Source organism: Streptomyces sp. NL15-2K (assembly GCF_030551255.1).
Taxonomy (GTDB): Bacteria; Actinomycetota; Actinomycetes; order Streptomycetales; family Streptomycetaceae; genus Streptomyces.
This window is the reverse complement of sequence record NZ_CP130630.1, coordinates 6,972,608-6,989,108: the sequence shown is the minus strand read 5'-3', so window position 1 is coordinate 6,989,108 and position 16,501 is coordinate 6,972,608. Positions and strand designations below refer to the sequence as shown.

The following is a 16,501-nucleotide window of genomic DNA, read 5'->3' as shown; positions in this document are numbered from 1 at the left end:
GAGCGGGATCAGCCCGCCTTCTCCTGCCAGCCCTGCAGCACCGCCTTGAACTGCTTGCGTGTGGTCGGCCAGTCCTTGGCGGGCGAGGACATGTAGATCGCGTACTCGACGCCGTCCCGGGACATGTACGTCTCGTCCACAGCCCGGCGCGGCCCGGGGTGATACGGCGGGTCCTTCGCCAGCGCGGTCCACGTGTACTCCCACCGGGCCCCCTGGCGGTCCCGGTAGAGGTCCTTCTCCAGGCTCACACGCTGGTACTTGTGCAGCCCCTGGATCTGCTGTTCCAGGTCGAGCTGGTGCGCGTACGGGTCGTTGTAGTCCGGCGAGGTGTCGACGGCGATACGGACGAAGTGCTTGCCGCCGTCCGGTGTGTAGTCGATCTGGGTGAGGTCGCCCTCGACGCCGTAGACCTCCCGCTTCCAGCCCTTGGGCAGGTAGAGGCTGAAGCCCACGGGGTCGACGCGACGCTGCCAGTCGGCCGGAATGGCGCCCCCGGCGCTCTGCACGTCCCCGCTCGTCGGTGTGGGGCTCGGCGCGGCGGACGCGCCGGCCTCCTTCTGCCGCGACTCGTCCCACTGCTGCATCGCCACGGCCGTGCCGCCGCCGATGATCGCCGCGAGGGCGACGACGAGGGCCAGCGTGCGCAGGCGGCGGCGCTTGGACGGGGGCCGACCGGAGGGGGCGTACGCGGGACCGGTCACGATCGGACCCGACGGACCCGACGGACCCGACGGACCCGGCGGACCCGACAGACCGGTCGGACCGGTCCCGGAGCGGTACGGCGTGCCGGTGGCCGGAGTGTGCGCGCCCGCGTTCGGCCCGGCGTTCGGCCCGGTGCGGGTCTGCGTCTCACGCGGCGAGCCCAGCTGTCCCACATGGTGGGTCACCACATACGCCTGCGCCGCGCTCGGCCGCCGTCCCTCCGCCGCCTCCGCGAGCATCTGCTCGGCCTCGGACGCGTCGGGCCGCCTGGCCGGATCCTTGTGGAGCAGCGCGGCGATGACCGGCGCGAGCGGACCGGCGTACCGCGGCTCGGCGGGTTCCTCGTCGACGACCGCCTGCATGGTGTTCAGGGGCGTGGTGCGGCGGAAGGGCGACCTGCCCTCGACCGCCGTGTAGAGGGTGGCGCCCAGCGCCCATAGGTCGGAGGACGCTCCCGGGTCATGGCCGCGGATCCGCTCGGGGGCGAGGTAGTCGACCGAGCCGACGATCTCTCCCGTACGGGTGATGGCGGTGTCGCCCTCGACCTGCGCGATGCCGAAGTCGGTCAGGAGAACCCGCCGGTCACGCGAGAGGAGAACGTTGCCGGGCTTCACATCCCGGTGCAGCACGCCGGCGGCGTGTGCGGCGCGCAGCGCCCGCAGCACCCACAGCCCGATGCGCGCGGCCTCCGTCGGCTCGACGCGCCCCTCCTCCTTGACCGCGTCGGCCAGCGAGTGGCCCTCGACCAGCTCCATCACGATCCACGGCCGGCCGTCGTGGTCGAGCACGTCGTGCACGGTGACGACGGCGGAGTGGTTGATCCGGGCGGCCGCGCGCGCCTCCGCCCGGGTGCGGGCGAGCAGGACGGCCTGGTCGCTCTCGGACACATAGAGCGCGGCGGTCAACTCTTTGATCGCTACGGCCCGGTGCAGCACCTCGTCGTGGGCACGCCACACCCGGCCCATGCCGCCCTTGCCTATCGGGTCGGCGAGCCGGTAGCGCCCCGCGAGGAGCAGGCCCTGCATCTGATTCACGTTGCCCCGCAATGTTCTTGACAGGGTCAGATTAAGGACCTTGCCGCACTGAGGGGAACCACGAAGACGCCAAGGTGACCGCACTGTGACGGTTGTCGCTTCCCGCGACAGAAGTGAACCAAGGGGCCGCCATCGGCGTCCCGTCCGGCGTCAGCCGGTGACCCGATACGTCGCCGACGCCTGCTCGTACAGCCGGGTCACCTCGTCCCGCTCGGCCTCCGGGCCGCGCACCTGCACGACGTGGTACTTCCCGTCGATCAGCATCGCCAGATTGCGCACGAACAGCTCGCGCCCGTCGTCGCCGGTCCAGGTGAACTGCCCCTCGGCCATGGTCCGTCCGCCCACCTGGATCGTCTTCAGCCCGGTGGCGGTGGCCCAACTGGAGTCGCGGTACGGCTGCAGTTCCGGCTCCTTCTCCCGCTGGTACACCATCGGATCGGTGCCGTCCTCGGCCGCGGTGTCCCGTCCGGGTACGACGATGAGCTCGAAGTTCCCCTGCGCGTACACGACCTGTCCGCGCCCGTTCACCGGGGTGCGGTCCCAGCCGTTGGCCACGGCGACCTGGAAGCCCTCCGCGTCCTTGCGGAGGGTGAAGCCGTCGGCGACCTCGGGGCCGGTGGTCTGCGTCTCGTCGGCATCGGCGGACGACGAGGGACCGTCGTCGGGTCCCGGCGACGTCTGCTCGGGCCGGGGCTCGCTGCTCGCCTCCGGGGACTGCTCGGGCGCCGGGCTGACTTCACCGGCGGCACCCGTACGGTCCTGGGTGCCCTGCCCGGTGGACTCCGCCTTGGGCATGAAGAACATGGCGTACGCGATCGCCCCGGCCAGCGCGAGCAGTATCAGCAGGAGCAGGCTCCGGCCGAGTCTGCGCGGCGAACGGACCTCCTCCCGGGCCCGTTTGTGCCGCCCGTGGTGCGCGGGCAGCCCGGCACGCCGCCGCCGTACCAGCTCGCCCCGCCGCCGTACGACCGGCAGCCGGCTCGTGTCGGAGGGCGGAGCCGCGACGACATGCGCACCGGCCTCCGGCTCGGGCGCCGAGCGGACCAGCGAACGCAGCCAGCCGCGCAGTTCCTCGAAGTCGAGCCGCTCGGTGGGGTCCTGACGCAGCAGCGACTCCACGACCGGCCGCAGCGGCCCGCATTCCTCGGCGAAGGCGGGCGGCTCGGCACACACCATCTGCACCAGCTCGGCCGTCGACTCCTCCGGATACGGCGCATGCCCCTGTACGGCACGGAAGAGCAGCGCGCCCAGCGCCCACAGGTCGGTCGCCGGCCCGATCGGCGCCGCCAACTGCCAGTTCTCGTGCACGGGCCCGGCCTGTTCCGGCGCCCACCGCTCGGTCACGGGCCCCACCACAGCCATCCGCGCCTGCCGCGCCCGCTCGGCCGCCAACGCGGTGGCGGGCCCGCCACGCCGCACGGGCGCGTTCGCGGCCAGGTCTTCCCAGCGCGTGGGGGTGCCGGGCGCGGGTGCCACTGCGGGGGCGGGGGCGGGCCTGCCGAAGTCCGTGACGCGGCTAACGGCGGTGTGCGGCGTGGCGCCGCCGTTTCCACCGGGGGACAGCGGCGTGGGCCCCTGGCCGGCCTGTCCGTTGCCTGGGTCTCGGGTGTCTCGGGTTTCTCGGGGGTCTCCGGTGCTTCCGGGCGACGGTGTGGCGTCGGTTCCGGCGCGGGGCGCGGCGCCGTGCCACGGGGTGGTGCGCACGCCGTAGGGATCGGCGATCTGCCCCGGCGGCTCGGCGCCCGGGGGGTGCTGCAGGCCGTTCGCGCCGGGGTACGGCGGCTGCGTGGAGCCGTGGGGCGGTGCGGACGGGTCGTCTTCGGGTGCGGAGCGGGCCCCGGGCAGGGCCGCCGGGGTGCCGCCCGCGGGACGCGCCCCCGGCAGTGCCGTCCTTCCGCTCTGCTGGGCCTCCTGGACCCGGGCCGCGGCCCGCGCCCCCGCGCGATACGCCGCGATCGCCCCGGCTCGCGCCGCCCTGATGTCCGCACCGGTGTCGACGGCCCGGGGGGCGAGCTCGGACGACGGCCCGTTCGCCCCGTGCGCCGCGTTCGCCGCGTCGGATCCGACAGCCGGCAGTCCTCCGGCCGCCCGCGCCTCGATGGCGGCCCGCCGAGCGGCCTCGGCATCCACGCCACCGAAGCCGACCGCGCCGCCGCCCCCAGGGGCGCCACCGGGCCCGCCGGACACACCGGGCCCACCGGAAGGGCCGGGGCCGCCGAACCCACCGAATCCACCGGGTCTGTCGAGGCCATCGCCTCCACGTGGGCCACTAGGCCCATGGGATCCACCGGCCCCATGCGGTCCACCGGGCCCATGGGATCCACCAGGCCCATGCGGTCCACCATGCCCCTGTGATCCACCGGGCCCCTGGTGTCCACCAGCATCACTGAACCCGCCGCCCCACTCCCCCGCCTCAACCGGCACCGGGTCGTACCCGCACAGTGCCTCCTCCGCCGCGCCGACCGCGAGGCCGGTCAGCATCACGCGGCCGTCGTCGCAGACGAGCACCGTGCGGGCGGTGATGTTCCGGTGCACCCAACCGTGGGCGTGCAGTACCCGCAGTGCCGTGAGGACGTCGGAGGCGACCTCGGCCGCCCGGTACGGCGTCAGCGGCTGCTCGGCAAGCAGCGCCGCCAGCGGCCGCGCCGACACCAACTCACTGACGACCCACAGCGAACCACCGTCGGCGAACACGTCGAAGACCTGGTCGAGCCGCGGATGGTCGGGGATCCGCGCGGCTGCCTGCGCGGCCTCCACGGCCCGCCGTACGGCAGGGTCGGTGGGCCGCCGCGTGCCGGTGCGGGCGGCCTGGGGTCGCCGCGCCCCATGGTCCCGCGGATCCCGCGGATCCCGCGCCGTGAAACCCTCCGGCAGCCCCTCCGCGTCGAGCACCTCCGCCTCGACGACCTCGGGCAACGGCACCTGCCTGACCAGGACTTCCTGCCCGCTGTAGGTGTCGAAGGCCCGGGTCTCGGTGAGTTCGTACTCGTCGGACGGCGGCAGCGGCAGGCGGTAGCGGTCGGCGAGTACCCGGCCCGCATAGTCGTCCACGTTGCCTCCCCCGGCCGCCCGGTTGGTCAATTCCGTTCGCCTCGCGGCCCGTTCCGCATGCATACCTGGCTGCGTACGGTCCGCAACCACTCACGATACGTGCCGGAGGCAACCCGCAAAGAGGGGATTCAAGATCTGACGCCCGATCTCAATGTCCGGGACGCGGGGCCGTTCCCTCACGACTTCGGTTCGAAGGTCTCCGCCAGCGTCCGCCATGTGTTCTGGCGCAGCGCGCTGTCCCACTTGGCGGCTTTCGCCGTGTACATCAGCGCATATCCGAGTTGGTCGTTGACGACGAAGCCACGGTCGATGGTCCGGTACTTCGTCCCGCTCTCCACATAGGTGAACTCCCAGTCGGCCGCGTTCCAACCGCGGTAGTCCACCCGCGCTATGCGGATCTTCTGGTACTGGGAGCGCGTCATGTACCGCTCCTGGTTCTCCCAGTCCTTCACCGGGTCGCCCTTCGGCGTGGACGTCCAGGCTACGAGCAGCCTCTGCCCGTCGGGGCCGGTGAAACGATCCCCCGCCGAACCCGTGGACTGGTACTTCCACCCCTCGGGCAGCCCGAGCGAGTACCCCTGGCTCCCCTTGTGCGTCTTGGCCACCGCATTGTCGCCGGAGCCGGCGGAACCGCCGGAGCCCGCGCCACCGCCGTCGGACGCGCTCGCCGCGCCGCTCGGCGTGGCCTGCGACCCCGATCCCGTGGTCGCGGACTCGGTCGCCGCGCCGTCGGTACGGGTGCCGCCGCTCGCGTCGTCCTTGGTGTCGGCACTCGCGCTCGCCGTCACCTTGGCACCGCCGCCCTTGGCCCCGTCAGAGCTCCCGTCGCCGTCGCCGAGCGTGAGCGCCAGCACGGTCCCGATCACGGCGAGCACCACGACCACCGCGATGATCACCAGGGTCCGCCGCGGCACCACATCGGTGAGCGGTGCTCTGGGCACGGGCCGCGGCGGCAGATCCGGCGGCGTCATCACGGGCCACCCGGAACTCCGTCCGCCCGACGCACCACCCGAAGCCACACCGCCCGAAGCCGCACCGCCCGACGCCGTACCACCCGACACCGCACGCCGCTCGCGGCTCTCCGCACCGGCGACCCCACTCGAAGCCGACGCCGTCGACACACTCGACGCGGTCTTTCCCGAGGAGGCGCCCTCAGCGGAACTCGAGACACCTGTCCCACCACCGGAACCCGAGACGGTCGTACGGGACCCGGAGCCCGAACCCGCCGTACCGGACCCAGAACCCGACGCCGCCGTACCGGACCCAGAACCCGACGCCGCCGTACCGGACCCAGAACCCGAACCCGCAGCGCTCGCGCCGCCGCCGGACCCGGAGTCCGACGTACCAGAGTCGGCCCCCGAGCCCGCCGTACCACCGCCGGCACCCGAGACGCCCGCCCCGCCGCCGGACTTTCCACGCGTCGCCGCCGCGGCGGAGACCCCCGCCCCCGCCGCCCCGGCAGCCTTCCGCACGGAACGCAGCGCCCCGCGGAACCGCTCGGCCGCCTCCTCGCCCCGCTTGCTCCCGCCGCCGCCCGAACCCCGCCGGTCCGTGCTCTCGTCGGGCTGCGGCGGCAGCGGTACGACCTTCGTCGCGTCCGGTGCCAGTTCCGGCTCGGCCGCCTTCGGCTCGGGCGCGTGGATCACCGCGTTGAGCATCTCGCGCGCGCTCGCGTCGTCGAGCCGCTTGGCGGGGTCCTTGTTGAGCAGGCCGTAGATGACGTCCCTCAGCGGCCCCGCGTTCTTCGGCTCCTCCAGCGGCTCGGTCATCACAGCGGTCAGGGTCGCGATCGCCGACCCCTTGTCGTACGGCGGCACGCCCTCGACCGACGCGTACAGCAAGCCGCCCAGCGACCACAGGTCGGCCGCCGGTCCCGGCTTGTGGCCGCGGGCCCGCTCCGGGGAGATGTAGGAGGGCGCGCCGACGAGCATGCCGGTCGAGGTGATCGAGGGGTCGCCCTCGACCTGGGCGATGCCGAAGTCGGTGAGCACGACCCGGCCGTCCTCGGAGATCAGCACGTTCGACGGCTTCACGTCGCGGTGCAGGATGCCCTCGCGGTGTGCGGACCGCAGCACGTCGAGAACCGCCAGACCGACCTCCGCGGCACGCCTGGGCTCCAGCAGGCCGTCCTCGCGGATGGCCTCGGCGAGCGACTTGCCCTCGACGAGTTCCATCACGATCCACGGCCGGTCGTCCTCGTCGACCACGTCGAAGACCGTCACCGCGCTGTTGTTGCGGATCCGCGCGATCGCCTTGGCCTCACGCAGCGTGCGCGTGATCAGCCGCCGTTTCTCGTCCTCGTCGATGTTGGACGGGAACCGCAGCTCCTTGACGGCGACCGTCCGCCCCAAGGTCTCGTCCTCGGCCCGCCACACCGTGCCCATGCCGCCGCGGCCGAGCACTTCTCCCAGCCGGTACCGTCCCGCGAGGAGACGCTCGCGGTTGTCCTGACGAGTCTCCTGACGAGATGTCCCCGCCCGCTCCGCCTCCGACATGCGTCCCCTCATACAACCCGCATACAACCCGCCCTGACAGAGCCTCCATTGTCCCTCACCCGACAAGTGCCCAACGCCCCGGGTGCCCCTGGCTGCCCCCGGAGTGCTCCATACGCGGGGTCCCCGGTGAACCGCCGTTCCGCCGCCCCCTACAGCGGCACTATGTCAGGCGCCCCCAACCGCGCCGCATCCGCCGTCAGGTCGTCCGGCTGCCGCTGCGACTCCTGCTCGGCCTCCACCCGCTTCTGGTAGTGCTCGACCTCGCGCTCGATCTGGTCCTTGTCCCAGCCCAGCACCGGTGCCATCAGCTCGGCGGCCTCGCGGGCACTGCGCGCGCCCCGGTCGAAGGTCTCGATGGAGATGCGGGTGCGCCGGGTCAGTACGTCGTCCAGGTGCCGCGCGCCCTCGTGCGAGGCGGCGTACACGATCTCGGCGCGCAGATAGTCGTCGGCGGCCTGCACGGGCTCGCCCAGCGAGGTGTCCGCTGCTATGAGGTCGAGCAGTTCCTCCGCCATCGCTCCGTACCGGTTCAACAGGTGCTCCACGCGTACGACATGGATGCCCGTCCGCGCGGCTATCCGCGCCCGCGCGTTCCACAGCGCCCGGTAGCCCTCCGCCCCCAGCAGCGGAACATCCTCGGTCACGCACTCGGCGACCCGCAGGTCGAGCCCGTGCACGGCCGCGTCCACCGCGTCCTTGGCCATCACCCGGTACGTCGTGTACTTGCCGCCCGCCACGACGACGAGGCCGGGCACCGGATGCGCCACGGTGTGCTCGCGGGACAGCTTGCTGGTGGCGTCCGACTCGCCGGCCAGCAGGGGCCTCAGGCCCGCGTACACACCCTGCACGTCGTCCCTGGTCAGTGGCACCGACAGCACCGAGTTCACATGCTCCAGCAGGTAGTCGATGTCGGCGCTGGACGCGGCGGGGTGCGCCTTGTCGAGGTCCCAGTCGGTGTCCGTGGTGCCGATGATCCAGTGCCGGCCCCACGGGATGACGAACAGCACGGACTTCTCGGTGCGCAGGATCAGCCCGGTCATCGAGTGGATCCGGTCCTTGGGCACGACCAGGTGGATGCCCTTGGACGCCCGTACGTGGAACTGTCCGCGCTCGCCCACCATCGCCTGGGTGTCGTCGGTCCACACGCCCGTCGCGTTGACGACCTGCTTGGCGCGGACCTCGTACTCCCCGCCCCCCTCCACGTCCTGCACCCGGGCGCCCACCACGCGCTCGCCCTCGCGCAGGAATCCGGTCACGCGCGCGCGGTTGGCCACGTGCGCGCCGTACGCCGCCGCCGTGCGCACGAGCGTCGCCACGAAGCGGGCGTCGTCCATCTGGGCGTCGTAGTACTGCAACGCTCCGACCAGCGCGTCCTTCTTCAAGGCGGGCGCGACCCGCAGGGCGTGACGGCGGGTCAGGTGGCGGTGGACGGGCAGGCCGCGGCCGTGCCCGCGGGCCATCGACATGGCGTCGTACAGCGCGACGCCCGAACCGGCGTACAGCCGCTCCCAGCCCTTGTGCTGCAACGGGTACAGGAACGGCACCGGCTTCACCAGATGCGGCGCGAGCCGCTCCAGCAGCAGCCCGCGCTCCTTCAGCGCCTCCCGGACGAGCGCGAAGTCGAGCATCTCCAGATAGCGCAGGCCGCCGTGGATCAGCTTGCTGGACCTGCTCGACGTGCCGGACGCCCAGTCACGCGCCTCGACCAGGCCCGTGGACAGGCCCCGGGTCACGGCGTCCAGCGCGGTGCCCGCGCCGACCACGCCCGCTCCCACCACCAGCACGTCCAGTTCACGCTCGGCCATCGATGCGAGTGACTCGGCGCGCTGCGCCGGCCCCAGTGTCGCTGTCCTCACTGCTGCCTCCCGCTGTAGGTCGCGCCGGTCGCACCCCTGGGGAGTGACCCGGTCACGTATCCCCCATGCCCAGAATTCTGACCGGCTTGCCCGAGTTCAGCCAGCAGTCGCCCCAGCCTGCGGACAACTTTCACGGACCCGCTGGCAGGCGGACACGCTCCTGCGGGAAGCCCGTCACAGACCCGCGGGAAGACACACGCCATCAATCCCACATAACGGTCATATTTACTCCTAGTGTGACATTGCGCTGGTCCATCCTGTCCACTGGGCTTGCGCACCTGTCCCGCTTCGGCTACTGGGAAGGACGGCCCACCGCCATGCCCGCAGATCTCGCCGTCATCGGACTCGGCCCGTACGGCCTGCCCCTGGCCCAGGCCGCCGTCGCCGCCGGCATCCCCACACTCGGGTACCGGACCGGCCCCGAGGCCGGCTCCCTCAGCCCCGCCGAAGTGCGCCGGATGCTCGCGGGAGGCTTCCGGCCGACCACGTCCCCGGCCGAGCTCGGCCGGGTGCGCACCGCGGTCATCTGCGCCCCGACCCCACGGGACGCGGACGGCGGCCTCGACCTCGGCCAGGTGGAGGCCGCCGCCCACACCCTGGCCGCACACCTGCGCCCGCACACCACGGTCATCCTGGAGTCCCCCGTGCACCCGGGCACCACCGAGGAGTACCTCCGCCCGCTCCTCGAAGAGGGCTCCGGACTGCGCGCGGGCCGCGACTTCCACCTCGCCTACTCCCCCAGCCGCGTCGACCCCGGCAACCGCGACTTCACCCCCGCCAACACCCCCAAGGTGATCGGCGGCCTCACCTCCGCCTGCACCGAGTCGGCCGCCGCCTTCTACGGCCGCCTCACCGACAAGGTGGTACGCGCGCGTGGACCCCGCGAAGCGGAAACCGTACAGCTCCTGGAGACCAACTACCGGCACGTCAACATCGCCCTCGTCAACGAGATGGCCGTCCTCTGCCACGACTTGGGCGTCGACCTGTGGGACGTCATCCGCTGCGCGGAGACCAAGCCGTTCGGCTTCCAGGCCTTCCGCCCCGGCCCCGGCGTCGGCGGCCACTCCGTCCCCCAGGACCTGACCGGCAGCCTCTCCGGCCGCACCCTGCGCATGGTGGAACTGGCCCAGCAGGTCAACAGCCACATGCCCCGCTACGTCATCCAGCGCGCCGCGACCCTCCTCAACGAGCACGGAAAGTCGGCCCGAGGCGCCCGCGTCCTCCTCCTCGGCGTCACCTACAAGCCGGACCTGGCCGACCAACAGGCCACCCCCGCCCAGGAGATCGCGATCCGCCTGATGGAACTGGGCGCCTCCGTCAGCTACCACGACCCCCACGTCCCGTCCTGGAGCGTCCTGGACCGCCCGGTCCCGCGCGCGGACTCCCTGTACGAGGCCGCCGTCGACGCCGACCTGACGATCCTGCTCCAGCAGCATCGGACGTACGACCTGCAGGGGTTGTCGGTGAAGGCGCAGTTGCTGCTGGATACGCGGGGGGCTACGCCTACGGGGGCGGCGCACAGGTTGTGAAGGGGAGTGCGTGAGTGCGAGTGCCCTCCACCGCAAAACGCGCCCCACCAGGCCCACTTGGCGCGCAGAAGGGCCCGGACCACGCAGGTCCGAGCCCCTCGACGCCGTACTGCCTGTCGGCCTACCGCCTGTGCTGCGAGTCCGCCACCGTCACCTCGACCCGCTGGAACTCCTTCAGCTCGCTGTACCCGGTGGTCGCCATCGCCCGCCGCAGCGCCCCGAAGAAGTTCATCGACCCGTCCGGCGTGTGGGACGGCCCCGCGAGGACCTCCTCAAGCGTGCCGACCGTGCCCAGGTCCACCTTCTGGCCGCGCGGCAGCTCCTCGTTGACCGCCTCCATGCCCCAGTGGTGGCCCCTGCCCGGCGCGTCCGTGGCACGGGCCAGCGGGGAGCCCATCATCACGGCGTCCGCGCCGCAGGCGACCGCCTTGGGCAGGTCGCCGGACCAGCCGACGCCGCCGTCCGCGATCACGTGCACGTACCGGCCGCCGGACTCGTCCATGTAGTCCCGGCGGGCCGCCGCCACGTCGGCGACCGCGGTCGCCATCGGGACCTGGATGCCCAGCACATTGCGCGTGGTGTGCGCGGCGCCGCCGCCGAAGCCGACGAGCACGCCCGCCGCGCCCGTGCGCATCAGGTGCAGAGCCGCGGTGTACGTGGCGCAGCCGCCGACGATCACCGGGACGTCGAGTTCGTAGATGAACTGCTTCAGGTTCAGCGGTTCGTGCGAGCCGGAGACGTGCTCCGCCGACACCGTCGTGCCGCGGATGACGAAGATGTCCACGCCCGCGTCCACGACCGCCTTGGAGAACTGGGCGGTGCGCTGCGGGGAGAGCGCGGCCGCGGTGACCACGCCCGAGTCGCGCACCTCCTTCAGGCGCTGCCCGATCAGCTCCTCCTTGATGGGAGCGGCGTAGATCTCCTGGAGGCGGCGGGTGGCCGCCTCGACGGGCAGGCCGACGATCTCGTCGAGCAGCGGCTGCGGGTCCTCGTACCGCGTCCACAGGCCCTCGAGGTTCAGGACGCCCAGGCCGCCGAGCTCTCCGATGCGGATCGCGGTGGCCGGGGAGACGACCGAGTCCATGGGGGCGGCCAGGAAGGGCAGCTCGAAACGGTAGGCGTCGATCTGCCAGGCGATCGAGACCTCCTTCGGGTCCCGGGTACGGCGGCTGGGGACGACGGCGATGTCGTCGAAGGCGTACGCCCGGCGGCCGCGCTTGCCGCGCCCGATCTCGATCTCAGTCACGTGTGTGGCCTTTCCCTGATGCGTTCCAGCGTCTTCCAGTATCGCCGACGGGTACGACAAGGGCGGCCCCGGATGCTCCGGGACCGCCCTCGGCCGATTCGAACCAGTGCCCCGGCAGGCAACGTTTGCCCATCAAGGAGCGGCGTCCGGTGCGTGCTCTGGGGGTCCCCCCTCTGGGGGAGTGCCGGCCGGAAGTCCTCGTACTGGATGTACTTGGGCTTTCGGCCGGTGCGGCGAGAGCACGTGCCGGGCGTCGCGACGGGGCGAACGTTGCCTGCCGGGGCACTGGCTCTACGCGCGCGTGGAGGTCACTTGCTGCGGCTGTAGTTCGGCGCCTCGACCGTCATCTGGATGTCGTGCGGGTGGCTCTCCTTCAAGCCCGCCGAGGTGATCCGGACGAAGCGGCCCTTGGACTCCATCTCCTCGATGGTGGCGGCGCCCACATAGCCCATGGTCTGGCGCAGACCGCCGACGAGCTGGTGCAGCACGTTGCCCAGCGGGCCGCGGTAGGGCACCTGGCCCTCGACGCCCTCGGGCACGAGCTTGTCGTCGGCGCCGACGTCGGCCTGGAAGTAGCGGTCCTTCGAGTACGACTTGGCCTGGCCGCGGGACTGCATCGCGCCGAGCGAGCCCATGCCGCGGTACGACTTGTACTGCTTGCCGTTGATGAACTGCAGCTCGCCGGGCGACTCCTCGCAGCCCGCGAGGAGGCTGCCCAGCATGACCGCGTCGGCACCGGCGGCCAGCGCCTTGCCGATGTCGCCGGAGTACTGCAGGCCACCGTCGCCGATCAGCGGGATGCCGGCCGGGCGGGCCGCGAGGGACGCCTCGTAGATGGCGGTGACCTGCGGGACGCCGATGCCGGCGACCACGCGGGTGGTACAGATCGAACCGGGCCCGACACCGACCTTGATGCCGTCGACGCCCGCGTCGATCAGGGCCTGGGCGCCGTCGCGCGTGGCGACGTTGCCGCCGATCACGTCGACGGACACGCCCGACTTGATCTTCGACATCCAGCTCAGGGCGTTGCTGTTGTGGCCGTGCGAGGTGTCGACGACCAGGAAGTCCACGCCGGCCTCGGCGAGGGCCTGGGCGCGCTCCAGGGCCTCGGGGCTGGCGCCGACGGCGGCACCGACGATCAGCCGGCCCTCGGCGTCCTTGGCGGCCCGGGGGTACTGCTCGGCCTTGACGAAGTCCTTGACCGTGATCAGGCCCTTGAGGATGCCCGCGTCGTCGACCAGGGGAAGCTTCTCGATCTTGTGGCGGCGCAGCAGTTCCATGGCGTCGGCGCCGGAGATGCCGACCTTGCCGGTGACCAGCGGCATCGGGGTCATGATCTCGCGCACCTGCTGCGAGCGGTCGGTCTCGAAGGCCATGTCGCGGTTGGTGACGATGCCGAGCAGCTTGCCCGCGCCGTCGGTGACCGGCACGCCGCTGATGCGGAACTTGGCACACAGGGCGTCGGCGTCGGCCAGGGTCGCGTCCGGGTTCACCGTGATCGGGTCGGTGACCATGCCGGACTCGGACCGCTTCACCAGGTCGACCTGGTTGACCTGGTCCTCGATGGAGAGGTTGCGGTGCAGCACGCCGACGCCGCCCTGGCGGGCCATGGCGATCGCCATGCGGGCCTCGGTCACCTTGTCCATCGCCGCCGACAGGAGCGGGATGTTCACACGGACGTTGCGTGAGATGCGGGACGAGGTGTCGACCGCGCCCGGGAGCACGTCAGAGGCGCCCGGCAGCAGCAGCACGTCGTCGTAGGTCAGCCCGAGTGTCGCGAATTTACCGGGCACTCCGTCGACGTTGGCAGTCATGACACCTTCCCCAAATGGCCTTGATCGGTGCGGATGTCCATGCTAACGGGAAGCAGGGGTCCCGGATTCCACGGTTCGGGACGGCCGAGGGCTTCGTATGTTCGTACGGATCCGGCGCATCGCCCGTTCAAGGCGCCGCCTCCCCAGTGGGCCTACTGCTCGGCCAGGGCGCGCAGCCGGCTCAGCGCCCTGTGCTGCGCCACTCGGACCGCTCCGGGTGACATTCCCAACATCTGACCCGTCTCCTCCGCCGTCAGCCCCACCGCGATCCGCAGCAGCAGCAGCTCCCGCTGGTTCTCGGGCAGGTTGGCCAGCAGTTTCTTGGCCCATTCGGCGTCACTGCTCAGCAGGGCGCGCTCTTCCGGGCCCAGGGAGTCGTCCGGGCGTTCCGGCATCTCGTCGGACGGGACGGCCGTCGACCCGGGGTGCCGCATCGCCGCTCGCTGCAGGTCCGCCACCTTGTGCGCGGCGATGGCGAAGACGAACGCCTCGAACGGACGTCCGGTGTCGCGGTAGCGCGGCAGGGCGAGGAGGACCGCGACGCAGACCTCCTGGGCGAGGTCCTCGACGAAGTGCCGGGCGTCGCCCGGCAGGCGGGACAGACGGGTGCGGCAGTAGCGCAGCGCCAAGGGGTGGACGTGGGCGAGCAGGTCGTGCGTGGCCTGTTCGTCCCCGTCGACGGCGCGATGCACGAGTGCGCCGATCGCCCCCTGGGCAGTGACCGCCTCGTCGTCGCGCATCGGTCCATGGTGCCTTGGCGTCTTGCGATCCGCGGCATCGTGCCCGTTGTTGTGCACCGAAGCGTTATGAGCAGGTGCGCCGGCACTCATCCCCTGCGCCCTCCCCTTCCGCTCGACCGACTCGTCCCCGAGGAACTCCACACCTCCAAGGATGCGGCATCCGCGCCGAAACGAGCAGCGGGCACCGAAAAGGCCGCTTGACCGGCCCCGTAACCGCGCCCCGGAAGGGGCGCGGCCCGTATGGACATGCGGCTCCGCCGCGTGGGCTCGACCAGCCACGGACGGCCCGCGGCCCACGGACGGCCCGCAGCCCTGTGACCGCATGCCCGGTGCGTGCCGGGCGTCGCCCGGCAGGCGCCACTTCCGACACAGGCCCTAGGCCCAGTCGTCAAATTCCTGTCGTCCGCCCGAAGGGCGGGCCCCGCGCCCGCCGCGATGGGGGTCCCCCCGCTCGAGCGAAGCCGAGAGTGGGGGAGGCTGATGTCCGCGTAGGTGCGTGCTCTCGGCGTGCCGGGCGCAGACCCTCGTACTGGTTGTACGTGGGTCTGCGCCCGGTGCGGCGAGTGGGGGCACCTCCCACGCCTTTAAGGCAGTGGGGGAGCGTGCATGGCGTCGCGGGGCAGGCGGGAATTTGACGACAGGGCCTAGCGCACCAGGCCCCATCGGAAGCCGAGTGCGACCGCGTGTGCCCGGTCCGAGGCGCCGAGCTTCTTGAACAGCCGCCGGGCGTGCGTCTTGACGGTGTCCTCGGAGAGGAACAGCTCGCGGCCGATCTCGGCGTTGGAGCGGCCGTGGCTCATGCCTTCGAGGACCTGGATCTCACGCGCGGTGAGCGTGGGCGCGGCGCCCATCTCGGCGGAGCGCAGCCGGCGCGGGGCCAGCCGCCAGGTCGGGTCGGCGAGGGCCTGGGTGACGGTGGCGCGCAACTCGGCACGCGAGGCGTCCTTGTGCAGGTAGCCGCGGGCACCGGCGGCGACCGCGAGGGCCACGCCGTCGAGGTCCTCGGCGACGGTGAGCATGATGATGCGCGCACCGGGGTCGGCGGACAGCAGCCGCCGGACGGTCTCCACGCCGCCCAGTCCGGGCATGCGTACGTCCATCAGAATCAGGTCCGAGCGGTCGGCGCCCCAGCGGCGGAGGACTTCCTCGCCGTTGGCCGCCGTCGTCACGCGCTCGACGCCGGGCACGGTCGCGACCGCGCGCCGGAGCGCCTCTCGGGCAAGCGGGGAGTCGTCGCAGACGAGGACGGATGTCATGGCCGCCCTCCGCAGCTGATGCACGTCACCTTGAGCCTCCAGGCTGGTACGAAATCGTCACCTGTGCGGTCGACTGACTCGGACGCCTGCCCGAGCACTTGTTGTTTCAACCGCCTCCGCACTCTCAACGACGGTCACTCGAAAGAGTTACGGGGCCGTGTGTCATCTTCGGCACTCTACGTGAGGGCACGGACACGTGCAGACATGCGCGACGGACCCGCAATGTTTCATCACAACCCATGCCCCATTCGGCCCCATTTCTTCCCATTTACCGGTGTCTGAGGCTAGATTCGCAATGAGTCATATTTTCATCTCCTTAGATCGTAGATGTACGGTCGTGGACACAGCATCCGCCGACAACCTCCCAGAACGGTTACAAGGGGTCACGCAATGGCAGATTTCTCCCGCCTTCCCGGACCGAACGCGGACCTGTGGGACTGGCAGCTGCTGGCTGCCTGTCGAGGGGTGGACAGCTCGCTCTTCTTCCATCCGGAGGGCGAACGCGGTGCGGCTCGGAGCGCTCGTGAGAACTCGGCCAAGGAGGTCTGCATGAGGTGCCCGGTGCGCGCGCAGTGCGCGGCGCACGCGCTGGCGGTCAGAGAGCCGTACGGCGTGTGGGGCGGACTGACCGAGGACGAGCGTGAGGAGTTGATGGGGCGGGCGCGTCACCGGCTGGTGCCGGCGACGTCGACCGTCGGGGACAGCACCTCGAACCACTGAACAACTGAAGAAACGTTTCTGCAGGGTGGGCACGCACACGCGTGCCCTTGTCTTTTGT

10 protein-coding genes are annotated in these 16,501 nt (G+C 71.7%); 2 read left to right on the top strand and 8 right to left on the bottom strand.

Annotated features, from left to right (window positions below; genetic code table 11):
• Nucleotides 1-8: 8 nt before the first annotated feature.
• The 4 genes from Q4V64_RS31685 to Q4V64_RS31670 all read right to left on the bottom strand — a co-directional run bounded on the left by Q4V64_RS31685 (nucleotide 9) and on the right by Q4V64_RS31670 (nucleotide 9,138).
• The gene (locus tag Q4V64_RS31685) at nucleotides 9-1,727 is read right to left on the bottom strand and encodes a serine/threonine-protein kinase (RefSeq protein WP_124439860.1); all 1,719 of its coding nucleotides are present in this window, start codon (nucleotides 1,725-1,727) and stop codon (nucleotides 9-11) included.
• A gap of 159 nt (nucleotides 1,728-1,886) precedes the next feature.
• Complete coding sequence (locus tag Q4V64_RS31680) at nucleotides 1,887-4,787, bottom strand: protein kinase (RefSeq protein WP_124439830.1); 2,901 nt, start codon at nucleotides 4,785-4,787, stop codon at nucleotides 1,887-1,889.
• Between the two features lie 176 nt (nucleotides 4,788-4,963).
• A complete protein-coding gene (locus Q4V64_RS31675; protein ID WP_124439831.1) occupies nucleotides 4,964-7,282 on the bottom strand; it encodes a serine/threonine-protein kinase in 2,319 nt (772 codons plus the stop codon).
• A gap of 149 nt (nucleotides 7,283-7,431) precedes the next feature.
• Entirely contained in the window at nucleotides 7,432-9,138 is a 1,707-nt protein-coding gene (locus tag Q4V64_RS31670; protein WP_124439832.1) for a glycerol-3-phosphate dehydrogenase/oxidase, read from the bottom strand.
• Between the two features lie 317 nt (nucleotides 9,139-9,455).
• Between Q4V64_RS31670 and Q4V64_RS31665 the strand changes: the two genes are divergently transcribed.
• Entirely contained in the window at nucleotides 9,456-10,667 is a 1,212-nt protein-coding gene (locus Q4V64_RS31665; RefSeq protein ID WP_124439833.1) for a nucleotide sugar dehydrogenase, read from the top strand.
• Nucleotides 10,668-10,788: 121 nt separating this feature from the next.
• Here Q4V64_RS31665 and Q4V64_RS31660 read toward each other — a convergent pair whose 3' ends face one another.
• The 4 genes from Q4V64_RS31660 to Q4V64_RS31645 form a co-directional block, all read right to left on the bottom strand.
• Complete coding sequence (locus Q4V64_RS31660) at nucleotides 10,789-11,913, bottom strand: GuaB3 family IMP dehydrogenase-related protein (protein ID WP_124439834.1); 1,125 nt, start codon at nucleotides 11,911-11,913, stop codon at nucleotides 10,789-10,791.
• Nucleotides 11,914-12,221: 308 nt separating this feature from the next.
• Nucleotides 12,222-13,727: an IMP dehydrogenase gene (gene guaB, locus Q4V64_RS31655; RefSeq protein WP_124439836.1), complete on the bottom strand. Its 1,506-nt coding sequence runs from the start codon at nucleotides 13,725-13,727 to the stop codon at nucleotides 12,222-12,224.
• A gap of 152 nt (nucleotides 13,728-13,879) precedes the next feature.
• A complete protein-coding gene (locus tag Q4V64_RS31650; RefSeq protein ID WP_124439837.1) occupies nucleotides 13,880-14,467 on the bottom strand; it encodes a sigma-70 family RNA polymerase sigma factor in 588 nt (195 codons plus the stop codon).
• 644 nt (nucleotides 14,468-15,111) lie between these two features.
• Entirely contained in the window at nucleotides 15,112-15,723 is a 612-nt protein-coding gene (locus tag Q4V64_RS31645; RefSeq protein ID WP_003948568.1) for a response regulator transcription factor, read from the bottom strand.
• 390 nt (nucleotides 15,724-16,113) lie between these two features.
• On the opposite strand from Q4V64_RS31645, the gene Q4V64_RS31640 reads away from it, so the two are divergent.
• Nucleotides 16,114-16,443: a WhiB family transcriptional regulator gene (locus Q4V64_RS31640; RefSeq protein WP_124439839.1), complete on the top strand. Its 330-nt coding sequence runs from the start codon at nucleotides 16,114-16,116 to the stop codon at nucleotides 16,441-16,443.
• Nucleotides 16,444-16,501: the final 58 nt, after the last annotated feature.